At 52.4% G+C, this 21591-nt stretch carries 21 protein-coding genes; 12 read left to right on the top strand and 9 right to left on the bottom strand.

All coding sequences use genetic code 11. From position 1 onward, the window contains the following. Nucleotides 1–10 precede the first annotated feature (10 nt). Both McpAg1_RS06875 and McpAg1_RS06870 read right to left on the bottom strand, forming a co-directional pair. Nucleotides 11–475, bottom strand: a complete 465-nt coding sequence (locus McpAg1_RS06875) for a pyridoxamine 5'-phosphate oxidase family protein (protein WP_338094562.1) — start codon at nucleotides 473–475, stop codon at nucleotides 11–13. A 68-nt stretch (nucleotides 476–543) separates the two neighbouring features. Further along, nucleotides 544–1164, bottom strand: a complete 621-nt coding sequence (locus McpAg1_RS06870) for a DNA-3-methyladenine glycosylase family protein (RefSeq protein ID WP_338094561.1) — start codon at nucleotides 1162–1164, stop codon at nucleotides 544–546. A gap of 322 nt (nucleotides 1165–1486) precedes the next feature. Here McpAg1_RS06870 and McpAg1_RS06865 point away from each other — a divergent pair, with 322 nt between their 5' ends. The 5 genes from McpAg1_RS06865 to McpAg1_RS06845 all read left to right on the top strand — a co-directional run bounded on the left by McpAg1_RS06865 (nucleotide 1487) and on the right by McpAg1_RS06845 (nucleotide 6055). Beyond that, on the top strand, nucleotides 1487–2116 hold the full coding sequence (locus McpAg1_RS06865) for a DUF47 domain-containing protein (RefSeq protein WP_338094560.1): 630 nt from the start codon (nucleotides 1487–1489) through the stop codon (nucleotides 2114–2116). A gap of 5 nt (nucleotides 2117–2121) precedes the next feature. Next, a complete protein-coding gene (locus McpAg1_RS06860) occupies nucleotides 2122–3315 on the top strand; it encodes an inorganic phosphate transporter (protein WP_338094559.1) in 1194 nt (397 codons plus the stop codon). Nucleotides 3316–3467: 152 nt separating this feature from the next. Continuing rightward, complete coding sequence (locus tag McpAg1_RS06855) at nucleotides 3468–3647, top strand: 4Fe-4S binding protein (RefSeq protein WP_338094558.1); 180 nt, start codon at nucleotides 3468–3470, stop codon at nucleotides 3645–3647. Then, nucleotides 3644–4837 carry an NAD(P)/FAD-dependent oxidoreductase gene (locus McpAg1_RS06850; protein ID WP_338094557.1) on the top strand — a complete coding sequence of 398 codons (1194 nt, stop codon included), beginning with the start codon at nucleotides 3644–3646 and terminating at the stop codon, nucleotides 4835–4837. The genes McpAg1_RS06855 and McpAg1_RS06850 overlap by 4 nt, the downstream gene beginning before the upstream one ends. A 45-nt stretch (nucleotides 4838–4882) precedes the next feature. Continuing rightward, nucleotides 4883–6055, top strand: a complete 1173-nt coding sequence (locus McpAg1_RS06845) for an NAD(P)/FAD-dependent oxidoreductase (RefSeq protein ID WP_338094556.1) — start codon at nucleotides 4883–4885, stop codon at nucleotides 6053–6055. 240 nt (nucleotides 6056–6295) lie between these two features. Here McpAg1_RS06845 and thiL read toward each other — a convergent pair whose 3' ends face one another. Genes thiL through McpAg1_RS06830 form a run of 3 tightly spaced genes read right to left on the bottom strand, consistent with a single transcriptional unit; the run spans nucleotide 6296 to nucleotide 10265 of the window. Continuing rightward, nucleotides 6296–7153 (bottom strand): thiamine-phosphate kinase, encoded by an 858-nt coding sequence (gene thiL, locus McpAg1_RS06840; RefSeq protein WP_338094555.1) that lies wholly within the window; start codon nucleotides 7151–7153, stop codon nucleotides 6296–6298. Next, complete coding sequence (locus McpAg1_RS06835; RefSeq protein WP_338094554.1) at nucleotides 7153–9396, bottom strand: DUF460 domain-containing protein; 2244 nt, start codon at nucleotides 9394–9396, stop codon at nucleotides 7153–7155. Before McpAg1_RS06835 ends, thiL begins: the two co-directional genes overlap by 1 nt. Further along, the gene (locus McpAg1_RS06830; protein WP_338094553.1) at nucleotides 9393–10265 is read right to left on the bottom strand and encodes an RIO1 family regulatory kinase/ATPase domain-containing protein; all 873 of its coding nucleotides are present in this window, start codon (nucleotides 10263–10265) and stop codon (nucleotides 9393–9395) included. The genes McpAg1_RS06835 and McpAg1_RS06830 overlap by 4 nt, the downstream gene beginning before the upstream one ends. Nucleotides 10266–10635: 370 nt before the next feature. On the opposite strand from McpAg1_RS06830, the gene McpAg1_RS06825 reads away from it, so the two are divergent. Further along, the gene (locus McpAg1_RS06825; RefSeq protein ID WP_338094552.1) at nucleotides 10636–11226 is read left to right on the top strand and encodes a tRNA lysidine(34) synthetase; all 591 of its coding nucleotides are present in this window, start codon (nucleotides 10636–10638) and stop codon (nucleotides 11224–11226) included. Further along, nucleotides 11216–11956 (top strand): NAD(+) synthase, encoded by a 741-nt coding sequence (gene nadE / locus McpAg1_RS06820; RefSeq protein WP_338094551.1) that lies wholly within the window; start codon nucleotides 11216–11218, stop codon nucleotides 11954–11956. Before McpAg1_RS06825 ends, nadE begins: the two co-directional genes overlap by 11 nt. Nucleotides 11957–12044: 88 nt before the next feature. Here the strand turns inward: nadE and McpAg1_RS06815 are convergent, their stop codons facing one another. After that, on the bottom strand, nucleotides 12045–13349 hold the full coding sequence (locus McpAg1_RS06815; RefSeq protein WP_338094550.1) for a COG1361 S-layer family protein: 1305 nt from the start codon (nucleotides 13347–13349) through the stop codon (nucleotides 12045–12047). A 124-nt stretch (nucleotides 13350–13473) separates the two neighbouring features. Here McpAg1_RS06815 and McpAg1_RS06810 point away from each other — a divergent pair, with 124 nt between their 5' ends. From McpAg1_RS06810 to cofE, 5 genes are all read left to right on the top strand, one after another. After that, nucleotides 13474–14424 carry a hypothetical protein gene (locus tag McpAg1_RS06810; RefSeq protein WP_338094549.1) on the top strand — a complete coding sequence of 317 codons (951 nt, stop codon included), beginning with the start codon at nucleotides 13474–13476 and terminating at the stop codon, nucleotides 14422–14424. Then, nucleotides 14425–15750 (top strand): FAD-dependent oxidoreductase, encoded by a 1326-nt coding sequence (locus McpAg1_RS06805; RefSeq protein ID WP_338094548.1) that lies wholly within the window; start codon nucleotides 14425–14427, stop codon nucleotides 15748–15750. Nucleotides 15751–16124: 374 nt separating this feature from the next. Beyond that, on the top strand, nucleotides 16125–17372 hold the full coding sequence (locus McpAg1_RS06800; RefSeq protein WP_338094647.1) for a serine hydroxymethyltransferase: 1248 nt from the start codon (nucleotides 16125–16127) through the stop codon (nucleotides 17370–17372). 18 nt (nucleotides 17373–17390) lie between these two features. Further along, entirely contained in the window at nucleotides 17391–18209 is an 819-nt protein-coding gene (folP, locus tag McpAg1_RS06795) for a dihydropteroate synthase (protein ID WP_338094547.1), read from the top strand. Nucleotides 18210–18524: 315 nt separating this feature from the next. Continuing rightward, the gene (gene cofE, locus McpAg1_RS06790) at nucleotides 18525–19295 is read left to right on the top strand and encodes a coenzyme F420-0:L-glutamate ligase (protein WP_338094546.1); all 771 of its coding nucleotides are present in this window, start codon (nucleotides 18525–18527) and stop codon (nucleotides 19293–19295) included. A 272-nt stretch (nucleotides 19296–19567) separates the two neighbouring features. Here cofE and pscS read toward each other — a convergent pair whose 3' ends face one another. The 3 genes from pscS to McpAg1_RS06775 form a co-directional block, all read right to left on the bottom strand. Continuing rightward, the gene (gene pscS / locus McpAg1_RS06785) at nucleotides 19568–20752 is read right to left on the bottom strand and encodes an O-phospho-L-seryl-tRNA:Cys-tRNA synthase (protein ID WP_338094545.1); all 1185 of its coding nucleotides are present in this window, start codon (nucleotides 20750–20752) and stop codon (nucleotides 19568–19570) included. Beyond that, complete coding sequence (locus McpAg1_RS06780; protein ID WP_338094544.1) at nucleotides 20749–20928, bottom strand: hypothetical protein; 180 nt, start codon at nucleotides 20926–20928, stop codon at nucleotides 20749–20751. Before McpAg1_RS06780 ends, pscS begins: the two co-directional genes overlap by 4 nt. Before the next feature lie 366 nt (nucleotides 20929–21294). Then, nucleotides 21295–21591 (bottom strand): hypothetical protein (locus McpAg1_RS06775; RefSeq protein WP_338094543.1); only part of this gene is annotated, 297 nt, incomplete at its 5' end.

The raw sequence follows: 21591 nt of genomic DNA, 5'->3' as shown, positions 1-21591 counted from the left end.
TCATACAATGCTACTTTCCTTCCTTGCCGGTCGCGTGAACCACGTTGATCGCAGCAACCGTTGTCCGGTCACTGTTTTTCCGGATGTACTCCATGGCCTTGTCATGAAACGAAGCAGAGTACTTATTCATCAGCGCCTCCAGTGCAGCCTGTTTTTCCTCAGGGTCGGTCACGAGCCTGGCGGTGCCGAAAAGTATGGCAGACCGGTACTGGGTATCAAATTTATCTGCAAGCATCTTTTCTGACGCAACTACGGCAAATGACACCTTCGGACACTCCCGAAGATTATCGATTTTGTGTCCCTCGTGAGCCGAGTGAATGTAGAGGGTGGTATCGACAAGAACATAATTGAGCGGAACCGCATACGGCTGCCCGTCACCGTCCACGGTGGCAAGCGTCCCCCAGACTCCGTTTTGGAGAATATCTCTGGTATCAGCATCTGAAAGCTGTGAGGCTTTGCGCCGCATCGGTCTCATACATACTAATACGACAGAGTAGTATTAAAGAGAGTTGTTACTGGAAAAAATATCAATGTTTGTTAAATTTACCAAGAATCAATGTGTGCTATCTCCCATAAATAGATGGAGGCAACACTCCCGTACGGTGAGTAACGACTGCGTAAAATTTCAAACTCATTTCTCGACAGAGATGAAAGGTTATACAGCCGCATCATTCCTCTCCGGATCCCAAGATCATTCCAGCTTACCACGTCAGGTCGTTCCAGTGAAAGAAGGAGCATCATCTCCGCAGTCCACACCCCGACTCCGGGCAGTATGGTCAGCTCTTTGATGATCTCTTCATTGCTTTTTTCTCTAAAAGAGGATATGTCAACTTTTTTGGTGACGACTGCATCAGCAATACCGCAGATGTAACCTGCTTTTTTCTTTGACATGCCAAACTGCTGTATCTCATCAGCTCCGGCACGGGTAATCACTTCAGGAGTGATGTCATCGCCGTACGCATCCTCCATCCTGCCCCAGATGGTATCAGCGGCTTTGGTTGAAATTTGCTGACCGACAACACTTCTGATCAAAGCAGAAAACAGATCCGGAAAAATCACGCGTTCGGGGCGTCCGAGCCGGTCCATTGCAGCTCCGAGTACCGGATCCTCTGCCGCAAGTACGGCAATCTCTTTTTCTCCGTACGAAAAGTACTGCATGGTCATCTCTTTTTCCACATATGCTCATACTCAGATAAGTACTATTCGGCAGAACGAAATTTTGGGGACCTCAAGTTTCGTCTGGGCTAAATCCCCTGTCTGAAAATTACACCGCCCACCTCCTTTCTAAAAATATCTCATCACAACTTTTCCCAAAATCCGGCAAAAATTTTCCCAGACATCACCCTATCCGATTTTTTTTGCGAGAGGGTGCTACGACAAATGACGAGTTTTATGCGTTGATTAACGAATTGCAACCCGTAGCTGGCAAAGGCAAAGGTTCATGTCAGATACCCTACCATGTATCTTGTATAGAGGTTACGTGTTCATGGGGTTGAAAAGCTGGGTTGTCCCGCAGGATAAAATCTTTTTTGAGCTCTTCGAAGAACAGGCGGAAATCGTCTGCGAAGCAGCTGATCATCTACAGACAATTTTCACCGACTATACCGACATTCCGGAAAAATACCGGCAAATGAAGGATCTCGAACACCGTGGCGACGCAATGGCGCACCGTGTCTACGAGGAACTGAACCGCACCTTCATCACCCCAATCGAACCTGAAGAGATCTCCCGTCTTGCAACAGCCCTTGATGACGTAATCGACTTCATCGACTCGGGAACCAACATGCTCCTGATCTATGAGATCGAACAGCCGGACGAGTTCATGGTAGAGTTCGCCTCGGTCATCCGTCAGGCAGCCGAAGAGATCAGAACCGGTGTCGCCGGACTTCGCACACTCAATGACCCGGAAACCATCACAGGATGCTGTATTGAGATCAACAGATTAGAAAATCAGGCTGACGACATCCTGTCCAAAGCCCTCCAGAATCTGTTCAAGACAAAAGACCCTGTTCGAATCATCAAACTCAAAGACATCTACGAACACTTTGAGATCGCGACCGACAAATGCGAAGACGTTGCTGACGTTTTCGCCTCGATTCTCATCCGCCACACGTGAATTCAATGGATGCCAACACCATAATCATCATCCTCGGCATTGTGATCGCACTCGCGTTCAACTTCTCGAACGGACGAAACGACGCATCAAACACCATAGCAACCGTCATAGCAACGCGTGCACTCGCACCAAGGACCGCGATTCTTATCGCATCAGTCTGTTGTCTTGCAGGTCCCTTCATTTTCTCAACCGCAGTTGCAAAAACGATTGGTAAGGGTATTATTGACCCGGGAATTTTCACACCTGTTTTACTTTTCATCGGACTTATTGGATCAGTGCTCTGGGTTAACTCCTGCTCTCAGTACGGCATTCCGGTCTCTTCATCCCATGCGCTTGTCGGCGGACTGATCGGTGTCGGCCTTGCCGCTGGCGGAGTCTCTGCGGTCTTCTGGCCTGACCCGACCATGACCACATGGACGATCATCTATCTTGCCGCAGGCGCTCTGGTCGGCGGACTTATCATGACGCTCGTCGCTTTCCTCGCCCATGACAAAATCAAAACCTTTGCAATCCTTGGCGCATGCGCCGGCGCGATCATTGCAATACCGCTCCTTATGATCCTCGACCTGTTCGTGATCAAAGGCCTGCTTGCAATTCTTCTCTTCATCTGTGTCTCGCCCGCGCTCGGTCTGATCGTATCCTACTTTTTCACCACCATTCTCACTAAAATCATGGCAAACAGCCGCCACCCGTCCAAGATGAACAAATGGTTCCAGCGTGCACAGATTGTCGGCTCAGGATTTCAGGCAATGAGTCTTGGAGGAAACGATGCCCAGAATGCCATGGGTATCATCATGGCAATTCTGATCGCCGCAGGATTCATTGCCGCGGACGGCGAACTGCCGTTATGGGTAATCATCCTCTCGGCTCTGGCAATATCGCTTGGTATTCTCTCGGGAGGATGGAAGGTTATCAAAAAAATGGGTACCGGCATCACAAAGATTCGCCCCTATCAGGGATTTTCGGCATCGATGTCCGGCGGTCTTGTGCTGTCGTTTATGACCATGTTCGGTGTTCCGGTTTCAACCACCCATGTTGCAACGGGAACTATCATGGGAACAGGCGTGACCCGCGGGACCGGAGCGGTGCGATGGGGAGCAGTCCGTCAGATGATAACCGCCTGGGTTCTAACCATTCCTGCAGCAGCAGCAGTCTCTGGAATCTGCTATGTTGTTGCTCAGGCAATCTTCGGATTTTAAAACATCAGTGATATACCATAGATGACGCAGGCGATCGCAACGATCATCAACACAATGTACATCAGTCCGGGTTTTGGAGTATCCTGTTCCATACTCCTTATCTATCTCTCATCCAGAGAGTTTATGCGTTGCGCCCCCCAAATAATAGAGCAATGATCAATATTCGTAGAGACGTTTGCGGCTACTGCGGTGCATGTGTGTCCGTGTGTCCGCAGGGTTCGCTTGAACTCATTGACGCATACCTGACTGTTGATACCGAGACCTGCAAAGACAAATGCAAAATCTGTTCGACCGTCTGTCCTCTTGGTGCTATTGAATGGGTGGAGAAATGAAGGAAACATACGACGTTTTGGTTGTGGGCGGAGGTCCGGGCGGCGCTCTTGCGGCAAAGGCCGCAGCTGAAGCCGGACTGTCCGTTCTCCTTGTGGAGAAGCGTCCTGCCATTGGTGCCCCGGTCCGCTGTGCGGAGGGTATCGGCAAGGAGGCTCTTGCTGAGTTTATTGCTGCGGATCCGAAATGGATATCTGCTGATATTGAACGTGCAGTGCTTGTTGGTCCGGACGGAACAAGGTTCACGATCGGCGGCGAGGCTGCCGGCGGTAAAGTTGGATATGTACTTGACCGCAAAATCTTCGACCGCGAACTTATCTGGCGTGCGGCTGAGGCAGGTGCTGAGATTCAGGTACATGCACGTGCGTCTGCACCAATTATTATCGAAGGAAAACTTTCGGGCGCGATCATTCACCAGCACGGCAAGACCTATGAGGTGCGTGCAAAGGTTGTGATTGCAGCTGACGGTGTTGAGTCGAAGTTTGCGAAATGGTCAGGCATTGATACAACCGTTCCGCTCTGGGAACTGGAAACCTGTGCCCAGTATATTGTCAATGATATTGACTTTGACTGTAAGGCAAATGTGTTCCATGTCTCCAATGAAGCATGTCCCTGGGGATATATCTGGATTTTCCCGAAAGGCCCCCGGTGTGCGAACATTGGTATCGGTATTGCCGGAACAAAGTCCGGCGAAGGCCACCGTGCAAAGGATTATCTTGACAAGTATCTCGCAAAAGAGTTCCCGAACGGCAAAGTCACCGAGTTGATTGTCGGCGGTGTGTCGGTCTGTAAGCCGCTTGAGTGTACGGTTGCTGACAATCTGATTGTTGTTGGAGACGCTGCACGTCTGTCTGATCCGATTACGGGCGGCGGTATCTATAATGCGATGTACACCGGAAACCTTGCCGGAAATATTGCGGCAACTGCGATTAAGAACGGCGATACCTCCAAGAAAGCGCTGATGATCTATGATAAGACCTGGCGCAATGGTCCGGTCGGTACGACGCTTGCCCGCAACTATGCGGTGAAGGAGTCGTTCATCAAGATGGATGACAAGAAACTGAACTCGATTGTTCACTCGATGTCGGATCTGAAGATTGATGATCTGAGCGTGAAAAAGCTGGTGCTTGCTATCTTCAAGGCAAATCCGTGGCTGGCTCTTGAGCTGCCGCATCTGTTGAAAGCACTCTAACCAAAATTATTTTTTTCTGGTACGATGAACGACGCGTATGATGTAGTGGTAGTCGGCGCAGGGCCTGCGGGTGCGATGGCTGCGAAGGAGGCGGCGGCACGCGGAGCGTCTGTTCTTCTTGTGGAGAAACGTCCGGCGGTCGGATCTCCGGTCCGGTGTGCGGAAGGGATTGTGACCAAGGATCTTTTGGAGTTTGTCACGCCTGATCCGAAATGGGTCTCCGCAGTTATCAAACGGGCGAAGTTTACGGGTCCGGATGGTACCGGTTTTCTTATCTCCGGCAAGTCCGGTGATGAGGTGCTTGGGTATACGCTGGATCGGAAAATTTTTGATCGCGAGCTGGTGATGCGTGCGGCTGATGCGGGTGTTGAGGTTGCGGTGCATGCACGGGCGGTGCCGTTTGTTGAAGGGAACCGCATTGCAGGAGCAGTGATTCATCAGCACGGTGTTTCGCACACGGTTCGTGCGAAGGTCGTGATTGCGGCGGATGGTATTGAGTCGAAGTTTACGAAGGCTGCGGGTATTGATACAACGGTGCCGCTCGCTGATCTTGATTCCTGTGCACAGTATCTGGTGACTGATATTGATATTGATCCTGAGATGAATGTCTTTTTCTGGAGTAATGCTGAGTGCCCGCACGGTTATATCTGGATTTTTCCGAAAGGCCAAAGGACGGCGAACATTGGTATTGGAATTCCCGGGACGATGTCAGGCGACGGTCACCGTGCGAAGGATTATCTTGACCGGTATATGGAGAAGCATTTTCCAAACGGTAAGGTGACCGAGCTGGTTGTCGGCGGTGTTTCAACATGTAGGCCACTTTCCTGTACGGTTGCGGATTCTTTGATCGTCTGCGGCGATGCTGCCCGGATGTCTGATCCGTTTACGGGCGGCGGAATTTATCAGGCGCTGTTTTCAGGACAGCTTGCGGGTCGTACTGCTGCTGAGACTGTTGCTGCGGGTGACTGTTCAAAGAGTGCGCTGATGGTGTATGATGGTGCGTGGCGGTCCAGCAGGATGGGGAAATTTTTGTCGCGGTCGTATCTGATTAAGGATGTGTTTTTCCGTATGGATGATACGATGCTTGCTGAGGTCATCAAGTCGGTTCCGGATCTTCATCTGAGTGAGGTGACGGTGCCGTCGGTGCTTGCGGCGATGCTGAAGAATAATCCCTGGATTGCGGTGAAGTTTCCGAAGCTGCTTTTACATCGGAAATAATTTTTTTTTGAATTATTATTTTGAAACGCGAATAGCATGCCTCTGGTCAAACGCGAATAGCGCGAATAAAAAAAGAAGTTGTCTGTGTTTTTTTCTGAAACACGAATAAAAAAAATCATAGCATCACATAATTTTGGAACGAACACCGACTTCAAACAATGAAATATATTTCTTCTTTGAAAAATCGCCATTGGCGATTTTTTTATTCGCGCCATTCGCGTTTCAGATTTTCATCCACACTCATCCCCACACATGAGCATACCCGCGGTTTTCAACCGCTTCGCCGCCCCGCACAACACCGTTTCCTTCAACAACCTCGCCGATGACCGACACCGGCACATCAAGCCGCGCCAGATTTTCCTGAGAAATGGTAAACAGCAGACCAAAATCTCCCCCGCCGTACAAGAAGTACTTCTCTGCATCAGCGATCGCAAGCGTCGGCAGCTCATCATACAGCACAAACCCGACGCCTGACGCAGCGCCCATATCATACAGCGAGACTGCAATGCCGTCTGAGACATCCATCATCGCCGTTGCCCCGGCCCTGGCAATTTTTTGTCCCTCGAAAACCTGCGGCTCCGGCGTCACCAGATTTTTCCAGTACTTGGTAAATCCGTCAAGACCTGCCTGCGCCGCACCGGGCGTTCCGGTGCAGCAGACTCTGTCCCCAATCTTCGCTCCGGACCGCCTGCGGTACAACTCCTGCGGAACGAGACCGAGTGCGGTCGTTACAATCGTCAGCTCCGTATGGCTGTCAATATCTCCGCCGACAACTTTTGCCCCATACCGCTCTGCACAGGCAACCGCTCCCTCCATGATCGGCCTCAACCGCTCGGGCCGGTCAAGACCGACCGCCACCAGCACCTGTGTTGGTTGTGCCCCGCAGCTTGCAACATCCGACAGACTCACCGCCACACTCATCCATCCCATCTCCCACTCGGTCATCCCGCTCGGAAAATCGGTCGTCTCATGCAGCATATCAGTTGTCGCAACCTGAAGTATTTTTCCTTCCTCAAACGCGGTCGCTGCACAGTCATCAGCCGTCTCGTCGCGTCCGATCAGATCTCGGATCGTTTCCAAAAGCTCACGGTCATCCATTACTCATCACCTGAAATTTCCTTTTTTCTCTGCTTGCGGTACGCAGTCAGCACCGACGAAAGGACATCCCTCTCTTCCGCAGGCACCTCCATTACCTGTGGCTCGCTCTGTGGCGCAGCAACCGGCGAAACTGTCGGCACAACATCCTTCGCCTTCACTTCAGACACCTTCGGCGGTTTTTTCACCACCACTATCGGCTTCTGTTCCGGTGCGGTCCGCAGATACTTCTCCGGCAGAATTGTTGCAGGATCGATTCCCTGCTCCCGCACCTCGCGTTCGCGCTCCACCTGATACTCCTTCACCATCGAGTCCAGCGCCTCGCTCTGCCGCTCTGTCTGATACACCGTCTGCGTCGCTATCCATGCCTCAAGCGCCGCATCAAGAGCCGCGGTATCCACAACCCCGATTTTTCCCTTCACCCGCGGCGACAGCTCAGCCCCTGAGAGAACCGGCAGTCCAGCCTCCCGAAACTCCTCAATCAGATGCTGTTCGCGGGCACGCGCAAACACATGCCTCGGCAGAATCACCGCCTTCACCTTCGCATCCGCAATATCGCGGATCACAGATTTTCCCCACCCGTCAATCTGCAAAACATACAAAATATCCTCGGCAAACAGTCCCATCTCATCATCAAGACTCCGAACAGCATCGCGGGCAAGCAGCGGCAGAACCTTCAGTGCTGAGCATCCCTCTCCTGCCTGCAAAGAAATATAGAGCTTCATCCGCTCCAGCCGCGTTCTCAGATTTTTACACCGCCTCTCCTCCTTTCGCAGCTGTTTTTTCACCGACGAAATTTCACTGTCACGCTCGATAATCTCGGATGAAGCAAGCAGTTTTGCACGCTGCTCCTCCCGCTCGGCATTCAGCCGCCGGTGAAGAGCTGAGATCGTCTTGTCCTTTCCCGCCGACTCCTGTGACAGCGTCGCAACAAGAGTCCGCAGTCTGCGAATCGTCTCCTCCTGTCGGGTGATCTTTTCATCGCGCTCATCGAAGATGACAGCTTCAGCTTCAACCTCAGCCTCTGAGAGTTGAGGCCTCGCCTGCGGCGCAGGCTCTTCGCCGGACAGCTTCGCAACAGCCTGTTCGAGTGAACAGCCGCGGACCACCAGTGCCCGCAGCTCATCGATGTCAAACCCTGCCGGTGCACGCCGGAGAATACTCTCAAATTTATTTTTGTAGGTCCGGTAAGCATACATAGCAGCAGACAGCGCGTCACGTTCATGATCATTTTTGAAGTCATGACCGCCTGCAAGCGTATATTTTTCCTTCACCAAGATGTCCTTCTTCGGACTCCACGCAACCGCAGAGAACGCTCGCCGGATTTTTTCCACACCAAACGGCATCTCAGCTTTGTCGGACGCAATCACCAATGGTCTTCCAAGGCCCGCAATCTCAGATACAAGATCAGCCGCAGAGAACAGTCTTGTACTTGCGAGATACACGAGATTTCCATCGAGGTCGAGCGCTGCAACGCCGATGGTCGTGCCTGGATCAATTCCCAGAATCAGATACTTTGATTTGCGGGTCAGCTGCCGGAACTCAAGTTTTTCCCGCCGCCTTCCACTCACGCGTATCTGAGTATCGCCTCCTTTGGAGGACGAGATCGGAATGTCGCGGCGGGGCGCATACACCGTGAACACCGCACGGCTTTCACCGCCGAACGCACGACGAACAGAAACCATGTACTCAAGGTTTGCCGCGACCAGTTTCATCTCAATTTCGCGGGCATGGCTGCGAACCGCTCCATGCATTTTGCGGACATAACGATTCTGACTCCATCCGCCGCGACCGGGCGATCTGCACCGCGAGACCACGATGTCGGTGACGCCTTCGTAGGCGAGGACCTCGTATCCTGCGCCAAAGGAGGCAAGGAGTGCCGAGGCTTTTGCCTCTTCGATCGGGTTCTGCTTGTCGAACGTGAGGTTGTATCGTGCGGCAACCCGCGGCAGACTTTCCATGTGAACGCAGTCGCCGGTTACCTGTACAAGTTTTGTGTCGTTTGGAATTTCTGCAAGAAACGCATAGAGTGCGGCGGTGTTGCTTGCAAGTTCCTGAATGCTGTCGACTGCGAGTATCTCAGGTCGTTCGGTTCTGAGATACCGAATCAGTCGGTACTGGGTGACGTTTTTTTCTTCGGAAACGACGGCTCCGTTTTCTACGCGCACGAGGGCGTAATGGGGACGCACGGTTCCCGACCTGACCGAGCCGTTGATAATGTCGATGCCAAAGATGAGTCTGTTCATTCCTCCTTCCCAACTGCGGTTACGAATCTGATTGCCTCATCGATGTCGTAGGTTTTCTGGTACTTTTTGGTGAAGAATGCGCCGACGGTTTCCAGGTCATGCCGGAGTGCTGCATCCGCATTCTGGTGAGCCGGAGTAATCCACTGCGGCCAGTCGATGATCCAGACAACAGCTCCGTCGTACATGATGTTGTACTCGGAGAGGTCGCCGTGGATGTAGCCTTCGCTGTATGCAATTTTTACCTGTTCGAGTATCTCCTGCCAGACGGCGTCCGGGTTTTCGAGCTGACAACGGTTGAGGTTCACTCCTTGGATGAAGGACATGACGATTACATGGCGGTTGATATCGATCGGGACCGGGACGTTGACTTTTCCGTTGAGTGCGGTGAGCGCTTCGTACTCGCGGGCTGCGGATTTTGCGGAGGCAAATATCCAAGGGCAGTGCCCTTCTTCAGGCATGTAGTCGCGGTTGGTGCGGACAGTCTGAAATGAGCGCTGGCCGATTTTGTGGAGTTTGAGTACGACGACGCCAAAGCCGAGCGCTTCGTATATTTCAGATTCTTTGCCTACACCGATCATGGAGCCGAGTGCTGATATGGATTTTTTTGCGGCAAGGCCTGAGAGGGCGAGCGCGTCGTAGCCTTTGAAGACAAGCGAGTATCCTTTGTAGGGGACTGAGTCGGATCTGACCATGTCAAGGTGAATGAGATTACCGACACGGTATTTTGTTTCGGTGGCGGAGAGGTGGACGGCTGTTCTGAGATCGTCTTCGGGAACCCAGCGGTAGCGGCGCATCATTCGCTCTAAGGCGTTGAGGATGCGGATTTCGTATTTGTGAAGGTTTTTGATGTCATCGGCTGACAAAGGCATTAGGTATTGATTGACTTTGTAGGGATAAAAGTATCATGATGATCCGTGATGTGTGGGTGGGATGAGATTTTGAAACGCGAATCGCATGCCTGCGGCCTGCTCACCGCTTTGCACGCCGTTCCGTCGTGCTCACTGCTTCGCAGCTTCGCGGAATGGCGCGAATAACGCGAATAAAAAATCGCCAATGGCGATTTTTCAAAGAAGAAATATATTTCATTTTTTGAAATCAGTGTTCGCTCCAAACTTAAATGACGCTACGATTTATTTATTCGCGCTATTCGCGCCATTCGCGTTTTCCTTTTTGTTGTGCTCCACTCGCCACAAACCAGTGCAATCTACATATCAGACGAACGCCAACTATTGATGTACTATGAAATGCTCGCGGTGCGGAAACGATGCAGTGATTGTGCAGGATTACGCAGGCGTTGCCCTCTGTTCCCGCCACGCCGCAGCCGACATCGAAGCAAAAGCAAAACGTGAAGTCCGCAAATGCGGCGGCATCGCCTCAGGCGAAAAACTGTTTATCATGGGGGGAAGCAGTGCCGAGTCGCATGCCCTCTCAACTCTGCTGTCGGTGATCCTTGCAGGCAGGCGCGACGTTACGTTTACCACCGACGTTGCATCTGCAACCGCCGTCGTGACCGCAGACACGCTTGACGACATCGCCGAACACCTTCTTTGTCAGGTATGCCGTGGAGACGCCGCCGAACTTCTGGCGGTACCGGAAAAGAAAACCCTTCGTCCGTTATCGGTTGTGCCGCGAACCGAGGTCTGCTTCTATGCCCGCCATCACGGATGGACCGGCGACTGTTCCACGCAGGACAGCTCCGCGTTTTGCTCTGACATCGCCGCGTTCCTCAAAACATTTTCCGCCGACCACCCGTCAGCTGCCTATGCCCTCAAGCGGATCTCTGATCAGCTGCCGGACCTTTATTTGGAGAGACAGAATCATGCAGTGTAATGATATCGGGTGTGCCGTCACCCGCATAAAAGACCTTATCCGCCAGACACTCTGGGCGTCACATGCCAAAGGCATCGTCGTCGGCGTCTCCGGCGGCATCGACTCAGCCGTCGCCGCAGCAGTTGCAGTAAAAGCGCTCGGACCAGAACATGTATTTGCCGTTCACCTGCCGTCATCCACAAGCAGCCCGCAGGATCAGATCGACGCTGCCGAACTCTGCGAAACGCTTGGCATTGAAATGATCATCGTTCCGCTTGGAACGGTCGTCGACGCAGCATTTGAACATCCCGGCATGACCGACACCCCCCTGCTCCGCGGAAACTATACCGCAAGACTGCGGATGGCAACCCTCTACAACATCGCCGCGTCACGAGACTCCCTCGTCTGCGGAACCTCCAACAAAACCGAGTACATGATCGGCTACACCACCAAATGGGGCGACTCAGCAGCAGACGTTCAGCCGCTCCTGCACTTGTGGAAAAAGGATGTCTATGCAGTTGCTGAAGAGCTTGGAATTCCTGTATCAATCATAAAAAAAGCACCCAGTGCAGGATTCTGGCCCGGCCAGAGTGATGAAAGAGAGCTTGGCATAACCTACTGCGAACTTGATGCAGCCCTCATCAGCCTCGAGGCTCACGACTTCGTCCCGGAAACTCCGCTTGAAGAGACCGTGCTCGCACTCGTCAAGAAAAGTTCCCATAAACGAACACCGGCAGCAAACTTACTGTAACTTTTTTTTGTCCTCGGTCTCACTTGGAATAACCACACTACAAAAAAATTCTCACAGAAATAAAAAAGCAAAAAGAAAAAAGGGAGGATTAAACCTTACCCTTGCGCTTCATGAACACATAGTAGCCGCCGATTAAAATGACTGCCACCACAATAATAATGAAGAGCGGACTCGTGAAGAATGACAGCGGTCCGGACTGATCCTTTACATCAACAACAGCCTTCATCGACTTGGAAAGAATACTGTTATCATTTGCATCACGGTAGCGAATCTCGGTATCAAGACCGTACTCCTTCTCCGTCGCCGCCTTATCCACACTCACCTCATAACTGCCGACAACCGAGTCTCCCGGTGCCATATCGCCTAAATATGCCGAATCATCATTGGAAGAGAACGGATCAACTGCGCTGAGACGTGCTGTTGCACTGTAGACCTTGGTGTTTCCGGTATTCGTATACGTAACCTTTACCAGTCCCTTGTCTCCCGGTGCGAGAGCAGCCTCAACATTCGTTACTTTGAACTCAACCTTTCCATTGACCGGCACTCCCACGATAACCGGGGAAGAGGTCTGATCAACACCGTAATCATCCTGATAGACAATCTGCAGACCGATCGGGTACTCCTTCACTTCTGCATTGCTTGCAACAGAGATCTTGAACGTAACCGACTGGGTCGACCCTGCCGGGAAATCACCGATGAACACACTGTTCTCAACCGGGACAATGACCGAGGTCGTCGATCCGGTGGAAGTAATGAGCCGTCCGTAGGCGTTCTTTGCATTCATACCGCCTGCGTTCATGATCTCAAGAGTCAGGAATCCAGACGTACCTACACTAATATCATCGCCGGAAATCGACAGAACCTCAGGAGCTACCTGGGATTTGACCGACACGCCGAGAGGTACATCCTTCACGCGATCGTTGACCCAGTAGTATCCAAGAGCATCGCCGTAGTTTTCAACAGAGTAGAGTTCATTATAAACAACATGCACCGTCATCGTACGCGGTCCGGGGGTTGCATACTGATCAACAGACACACGGTAGGTCAGAGTAGCACTCTGTCCCGGGCTGATCTGGGAAACAGTCTGCATGCCGGTCTTTACGGTAACTCCGTCCGCATCCTCAAGAGAAACGCGCAACTGGTATGGCGTTGCAACATCGTACTGACGCTGCATCCCAGCCTCGGCAGCAACTACCTGGTACTGGGCATTATTCATGAGTTTAATCGTAAAGTCTGTTTCGGTTCCTGGGACCAGTTCGTTTCCACCGTCTACGGATGTGAAAAATTCAATTCCCGCAGTTGAATAGGAAACCTGGGCCGCAGATACCGGTGCTGCAATGAGCACGAGCATGAGACATGCTGCAATTATCAGGGCTGAATTCCGAAGTTTCAAAGAAAACACCTAAATTGGTTCTTATAACTAATTTATGAGTATATGTGCATAAATACTTGCTTGGAGACCAATCCGGTTTTTTGCAAAGTATTTTTGGTATCCAAAGCTATAGTACTACTATAGTATGGTTGAACTTGTACACGCAAATGCAGTTATTGAGATCCGCCGCATTCTTGAGACTGCAGGCTATGATACGGAAGAGGAGACCGGGGCGTTTAATCTCTCGGCAGTTCGGGGACGAGAGTGCCTCATTGTCCTGTGTTCCGATGATCTCAATCTCCTTCAACGGTTCGATATGACGCCGTACACTATTATGCTCAGCGAGACGAAGGTCCGGTGTGACAAGCTGATTTTTACCGGCAACGCGTATTTCCGTCCGAAAGAGGCGGAGATGTGGTCACGCGACCAGCTTGAGCAGTATATTGCACGATCTGCAATGGCACGTATCTATTCAGAGCATTTTGATCTGGATGAGGTTGCAGCTGCTCCTGCGGCAAGCGCATTCAGCCGTTCGCCGGTTGGTTCGATTCCCGGTGCAAGCGGCGACCAGCTGCTTCCAATTCGTATCACAGACCGCGACGCTGTTCGTATTGCTCATCAGGAGGGGCCGACGGTGCTCCGCATGATCCCGTACTGGTATTATCAGTATGTGAGTTCGGGTGAAGCAAGCTACAAGGGCAAGATGGTGAGTTTTGATGCTGAAGGGTCGGGATGGGTCAATGCCATCAATGGTCTTGAAGCTGACTTCGGCGATGTTGTTCCGATGGCAGGAACCGTTCCGGCTGATGCTGATGTGATGAATCCGGTGAACTCGAAAGCCGATACCGAAGAGAAGGTGCGGTCTGATCTGATGCAGAAGTTAACGAAGCGTGTGCGGATTAAGACCACTGCCGGTGACGCAATTTTTGCTGAGGAGAAGGAGTTTAAGCCGGCACCTGAGGATATTGAGGTTACGGTTGAGAAGGTGTATGTGCCGGTGTGGCAGGTTCGCGGGAAAAAGGATATCATTGAAGTGAATGCCTATACCGGCGAAGAGCTATCTGTTCCGTCGGATGAAGGCTGTGAAGTGTTCTAAATGATCTATATTGTCGGTGGAGGGCCGGCCGGCAGGATGGCGGCTGTGCGGCTTGCCTCTGCCGGCAGGGATGTAACTCTTTTTGAGAAGCGTGCGCTGGGCGGCCAGTGCGTGCATGACGGATGTATGCTGGTGTGCGGGCTGAATGATGTTGCCCGCAGTATTCGCGGCACCGAATTTTTGCAAAAGACGGGCGTCATCGAGGGCGATGTGCGTGTGCGGTATCCTGAGGTGATGCGGAGTCTGGAAAAAATTCAGGAACGGCTATCCCTGATTCTTGAACGCGAGACACTGGATGCCGGAGTGAAGATTGAGTACGGGGTGACTGCCGAGGTTGACGGGCGGTCGGTGATTGCGAACGGCGTTTTGTATGACGATGCTGAAGCGGTGATTGTTGCGTCCGGTGCAGAGATGTATGTGCCTGATGTGCCGGGAGTTTCTCTTCCCGGGACGTATACGGCACGGTCGATCCGGTCGATGCCTGAACTGCCAAAAAGAATGGCGATTGTGGGAGGCAGTATTTCTGCGGCTGAGTTTGCGTATATTTTTTCTGCGTTTGGTGTTGAGGTGTCGGTGTTTGCGCGAAGCTCGTTTCTTTCGATGCTGCCGACGCGAATGCATAAAGCGGCTCAGAGAGATCTCTCATCGGTTCATATTTATGAGAATGCGCCGCTCGAGCGGGTTCTTGGGTCGAATCATGTGGAAGGGGTGGTTGCAGGCGGCGTGACGACTGCGTGTGATGCGGTGCTGTTTGCAACTGGTGTGCAGCCGCACTCTCCGCATGTGCGGGGATTGTTGAAGAATGCGGACGGGTCGATTGCGGTGAATGAGAAAATGGAGACGTCGGTTCCGGGAGTGTATGCGTGCGGGGATGTGGTTGGTGCTCCGTATTTTACGCCGGTGTCGCGCCTTCAGGGATTTGCGGCGGCTGATGCGATTCTCGGGGTTTCGCGAACAGTTGATCTGTCGCGGATTCCGTTTACCGTGGTGCTGGGTCTTGATTATACGGTCTGCCGCGATGCGGACGCGGAGGGAGCATCGTTTGCGTCGCCGAATATTGCAGGCCCCGGCTCAGTGTGGCATGTGTCGGACGGGTCGGTCGGGACGATGGAGCTGAATGTGGATCCTTTGGATGGTAGAATTTTGGGATTTTCAAGCTCCGGACCGGGCACGGGTCTTGTGGGGACGTATTTGGGATATCTGGTGCGCAAAGGTGTTACGGTGCATGAGTTTTCGCCGATGCTTGAGATTCATCCGATCTCTGACGGTCTGTACTCGATGATCCGGTTCGCTGAGGATCATTTGTCTGGTCAAAAACGCGAATAACGCGAATAAAAAATCGCCAATGGCGATTTTTGAGATATTACTAAATGTATTTTTTAGATAAATCTCTTCGTTTGGAAAAAATCAAGATTATTTTTTTTTGAAAAATCGCCATTGGTGATTTTTTATTCGTGCTATTCGCGCTATTCCGCGAAGCTGCGAAGCAGTGAGCACGACGGAACGGCGTGCAAAGCGGTGAGCAGGCCGCAGGCATGCGATTCGCGTTTGATCGATGGCATGCAATTCGCATTTGACCAAAGACATGCGATTCGCGTTTTTTGATCGACATACCTCAACAAACCTCATAGCGACCGCGATGGTTATATGATTCTGTAACAAATATGAGGGATATGTCGTTTCTTGCCCAGACCACTGATATGTCATTCTTACGGCAGTTTGATCCTGAAATAACAGATCTGATCAACAAAGAGTACAAACGTCAGGTCGAAGGCCTGGAACTCATTGCATCCGAAAACGTCGTTGCCCGCGAAGTCATGGAAGCGATGGGAACTATTCTCACCAACAAATACGCGGAAGGGTATCCCGGCAAACGCTACTACGGCGGATGCGAATATCACGACCAGATTGAAAACATTGCCAGAGACCGGCTCTGCCGGCTCTTCGGCGCAGAGCATGCCAACGTTCAGCCGCACTCCGGCAGTCAGGCAAACGAAGCGGTCTACCTCTCGTTTTTAAAACCCGGTGACAAAATTTTGAGCCAGAGCTTAAACAACGGCGGTCACCTCTCGCACGGCGACCCGGCAAACATCTCCGGCAAATACTATACCATCACCCCCTACGGCGTGAACCTTGAATCTGAACTCTTGGACTACGCAGAAATCGAAGCAACCGCACGAAAAGTAAAACCTGACCTCATCGTCTGCGGAGCCTCTGCGTACCCGCGTGAGATCGACTTCAAGGCGTTCGCCGAAATTGCCGAGGATGTGGGCGCACGCTCCATGGCCGACATTGCTCATATCTCCGGTCTCTGCTGCACCGGCCTGCACAACTCACCGGTCGGCGTTACGACGTATGTTACGTCCACGACGCACAAAACCCTTCGCGGTCCCCGCGGCGGAGTGATCATGTGCAACAAAGAGTATGCGAACCCGATTGACAAAGCGGTGTTCCCCGGACTTCAGGGCGGCCCGCTGATGCATGTGATCGCAGCAAAAGCGGTCTGTTTCCGCGAAGCGCTGAGCAATGAGTACAAAGAGTATGCACATCAGGTGGTGAAAAACTGTAAAGTGCTTGCTGCAACCCTGATGGACGAAGGATTCAGACTCGTGACCGGCGGAACCGACAATCACTTATGCCTTCTGGATCTGTCGGAACAGGGAATCTCCGGTCATCAGGCTGAGATTGCGCTCGGCCGCGCCGGTATTACGGTGAACAAAAATACGATTCCTCGTCAACACCTCTCACCGTTTGAGACATCTGGTCTGCGGCTTGGCACGCCGACGATCACAACACGGGGCATGCGTGAGGAGGAGTGCAAGCAGGTGGGCGCATGGATTTCACGGGTGCTGCACAATGTAAATGATGCGGCGGTTCTTGCGGAGACAAAAGAGGAGGTCACGACGTTTTGTCTGCGCTATCCTCTCTACCCTGAGATTCGGGAGTGAGGTTTTCCGGCGGTTCTGATGGTTGTAAATGTTAAGGGGGTGACGATCGGGTCAGGGAGTTCACCAAAGATTATGGGGGTTTTGAACATCAGCCCCGAGTCATTTTTTTCGGACTCGTTTACTCCGTGCGACCGGATTGTTACGCGGGCGCTGGATCTGCTGCAGGAGGGTGCGGACGTAATCGATCTTGGTGCACGGAGCACTGCGCTTTCTGCTCCGCCCTTGAGTGTTTCTGAGGAGCGTGAACGGGTTGTTGCGGCGCTGCGGGAACTTCGCGGCTGCGGAGCTGTTCTGTCGCTTGATACGATGCATCCTGAGGTTCTGGATGCTGCGCTGCGGTATGATATTGCTGCGATCAATGATATTAACGGGCTTGGGAATCCTTTGTATGCAAAAATTGCGGCTGATTCCGGCCTTCCGGTGATTGCGATGGCGGCAGGGAACAGGCCCGGTGATCCGGTTGATTTTTCTGAGACGTTTTCTGCACTGCGGCTGGTGTGCGAGCGGGCGGAGCGGTTTGGGATTTGTGATCTGATTCTTGATCCCGGAGTGGGGAAGTGGGTTGAGGAGCGGTCATTTGATGCGGACTGGGAGCTGTGCCGGAGGTTTTCTTTGTTGCAGGAGTTTGACCGTCCGCTGCTTGCGGCGGTTTCTCGAAAGGCGTTTATCGGAGATACTGTGGGAAAACCTGCGGGAGAGCGGCTGTATGGTACGCTTGGCGTGCTGTTTTTTCTTCTTGAGCAGGGTGCGGATGTTGTCCGGGTGCATGATGTTGCGGCAGTGCGGGATGTTGTTTCGGTGTTTGAGCAACTGATGCGTTCGGTCAAACGCGAATAACGCGAATGAAAAATCGCCAATGGCGATTTTTTTCAATTTTTTTTGTTTCTTTGGATGCTTCTATCTAAAATAAAATACCAAGTCTTTTTTTCCTCTAAAAATCGCCTTTGGCAATTTTTTATTCCGTGAAGTTGCGAAGCAGTGAGCACGACGGAACGGCGTGCAAAGCGGTGAGCAGGCCGAAGGCATGCTATTCGCGCTATTCGCGCCATTCGCGTTTGGCCGGAGGCGTTCTATTCGCGTTATTCGCGTTTCAAGATCACACAACCGCTCAAACACAACCCACATAGGTATTCAGCGCCAATTATTATCACAATGAATCCGGGTTTTTCCGTCTATGGGATATCCACCGGCCTCCTGCAACCGGGGGACGACATTGTCGACCGCGTGCTTACGGCACTATCTGCAACCGACGCACAAACAATCGCCGACAATGATATTCTCCTCTTCGCCGAGTCTCCGCTGTCCACCACCGAAGGACGAAACATCCGGCTCGCCGACGTCGTGCCCGGGTCGCAGGCTGAAACGCTCGGAAAAAAATATTCGCTTGACCCCCGTCTTGCCCAGGTTGTTATCGATGAAAGCGACCGCATCCTTGGCGGCATCCCCGGTTTTTTACTCGCATCGCGGGGCAACCTCGTGCTTCCAAACGCAGGAGTTGATGAGTCCAACGCTCCTGACGGCTGGGTCACCCTCCTTCCCAAAGACGCCGATGCAAGTGCGGCGCGAATTCGAAAAGAAATACGGGAACGAACCGGCAAAGAGACCGCAGTCATCATCATCGACTCCCGCACACATGCCATGCGGCTCGGTGTCTCCGGTGTTGCCATCGGCTGTTCCGGCATTCTTCCAATCACCGACGAACGCGGCAAGGCTGACCTCTTCGGTCACGAGCTTCAGGTCACCCGCCGTGCTATTGCCGACTCGCTCGCCTCCACCGCCGAGCTTCTCATGGGCGAAGCAAATGAGGGCGTGCCGGTCGTGCTGGTCCGGGGTTACCGCTACACATTCTCCGAACATGCGGTGATCGAGTCCATCGCTCCCGAAGAGGATCTTTTCCTTGGCAGCCTTTCGCGGAATGGGTGATTTTCGGCTTTATTCTAAACAAAATTCAGCCCACGGAAAACACGGAACGCATGCCTTCGGCCTGCTTACTGCTTCGCAGGACCACACTGAAATATCACAGAAAAAAAACATCGCAGAGCAGACGTGAACATCACGGAACTCAGATTTGAAACGATATTTCTGTGATGTTCACGTCTGCTCCGTGATGTTTTTTTTCCGTGAGATTTTCTGCGTGTTCGGTTTTTCCGTGGGAGGCTCAAGCAAAACCACATACAAAAAAATAGTCCAAGGGTTTATCCAACCCGCAGGCCGTTCTCTTCTGCAATATCCACAAAGGAATCAGCCAGATACTCTGCCTGTTCCCGTGTGAGACCATACGTATTGAATTTCCACTGCTTCGTAACCCCGGGCATAATACCGGTGATACCACGCTTTGCAAGAGCACTTGAGAGGAAAAATCCGCGTTTCTTATGCGTGCGGGCAACCACATCAAACGATCCAGCCGTGTCCATTCTCGTCAGCGTATGACGGCGCGGGAACTCGGAAGCCACCTTCGTCCCTTCGATTGACTGTAATGCATCGATCACAATCTTATGGTTCGCCAGCTCCTCATCCCAGTGGTTCACCCGCTCCTTCACCGCCGGAAACGACGCAATCAGTCCCACGATCGGCGCACCCATCAGCGAGCAGCCGAGGATGCCCACCTGCTTAATGCCGAATTTTCTGCCGGTCACGTCGCCTGAGATCTTCGTCGTCCGCAGAACAACATCAGCGTACTCATCGGTTGTTGCAAGAACACCCGACGGCGCAGGGGCTGCCATACTCTTGTGGCCGGACCCGACCACAAAGTCAACGCCAAGCTCTCTGCCGTTCACCGGCAGAACGCCTACCGTGTAGACACCATTGTAGAGTACCGGGATATCGTACTGGTGCGCAACCTTTGCAACGCCCTTCACATCATGCATATTTCCATACATGAAGTCCACCGCATCAATGAAGAGCAGCTTGGGCGCGTATCCGAACTCTCTGACCGCTGCCTCGATTCGTTCGGCGGCGGTGTCTGCGGTGATGTGATGATCCGGTGTCTGCGGAATTTCGCGGACGACACCGTTCACCACCTCGACCGAGAGGTATGCGGTGTAGTGGCCCATACCGGTCATCATCACCGGCTCGCCTTTGCCGACGAGCGCTCCGGTTACCTCCTGAAACGCACGGCGTGCGCCCGGCACCACTTGGGATTTGTCCATGCCGAGCCACTGGGCGAGATCGGTGTGAAAGTCTGCGATCGGCGGGTTGGTGACATAGTCTAAACGGAATGGTTTGTGGCAGTGGTCGCAGACCGAGTAGCCGTCGCCCCAGGCAATAACGGCCTTCATTGCTTCAGGGGTAAGCCGTCCTGCCGCCTGAATGGGGTCTAAGTTAATCGATCCCTCTTCAACGGTTCGCGTTTCAATTCCTGCTGCGCATCGGACGGTCATAACAGCTCCTCCTCAAGAATGATGAGCTGTTTTCGAACCTGTTCGATCGCTTTCTTCGTACTTTCTTTCTCCGAATCGTTCAGCTGATGCAGGGGTGCGGTTCTGCGAAGAACGGCACGGATGTCGGTCAGCTGATACAGACCGGTGAACACCGCATCAATAGCTCTTTGTGACATAGTATCAGGTGCATATCCGGTTCATTTGCTATCCCGCATGGATACAGTGCGGCTGGTTTCGATTTTCCCGTGTTTTTCGGGAGTGGTCTGGTGCTTGGAATTTTTTCTGTATCCTGATTTCTCAGGAAAAGCCAAGTGCCTGATTTGAACAGGCGTAAAATTGCTCTGCAGGCAATTGCGTGGCCACTCCGCCAACTTGGCATGTAATTTTTTGTTTGTTTGATTCATTTGGTATCCTGATTTCTCAGGAAAAGCCAAGTGCCTGATTTGAACAGGCGTAAAATTGCTCTGCAGGCAATTGCGTGGCCACTCCGCCAACTTGGCATGTTATTTTTTGTTTGTTTAATTCATTGGTATCCCGATTTCTCAGGAAAAGCCAAGTTCCCGATTTGAACGGGAGTAGAATTGTCTCGCATGCCGCTTTCGCGTCATGCTCGGTCTGAGGCGGCTTCGCCGCCCGACCTCTGCCGGCAATCGTGTCTCCATCTCACCAACTTGGCATGTTATTTTTTGTTTGTTTAATTCATTGGTATCCTGATTTCTCAGGAAAAGCCAAGTTCCCGATTTGAACGGGAGTAGAATTGTCTCGCATGCCGCTTTCGCGTCATGCTCGGTCTGAGGCGGCTTCGCCGCCCGACCTCTGCCGGCAATCGTGTCCCCATC

The organism is Methanorbis furvi, from assembly GCF_032714615.1.
In the GTDB taxonomy this organism is placed as follows: Archaea; Halobacteriota; Methanomicrobia; order Methanomicrobiales; family Methanocorpusculaceae; genus Methanocorpusculum; species Methanocorpusculum furvi.
This window is presented reverse-complemented; position numbering and strand designations above follow the sequence as displayed.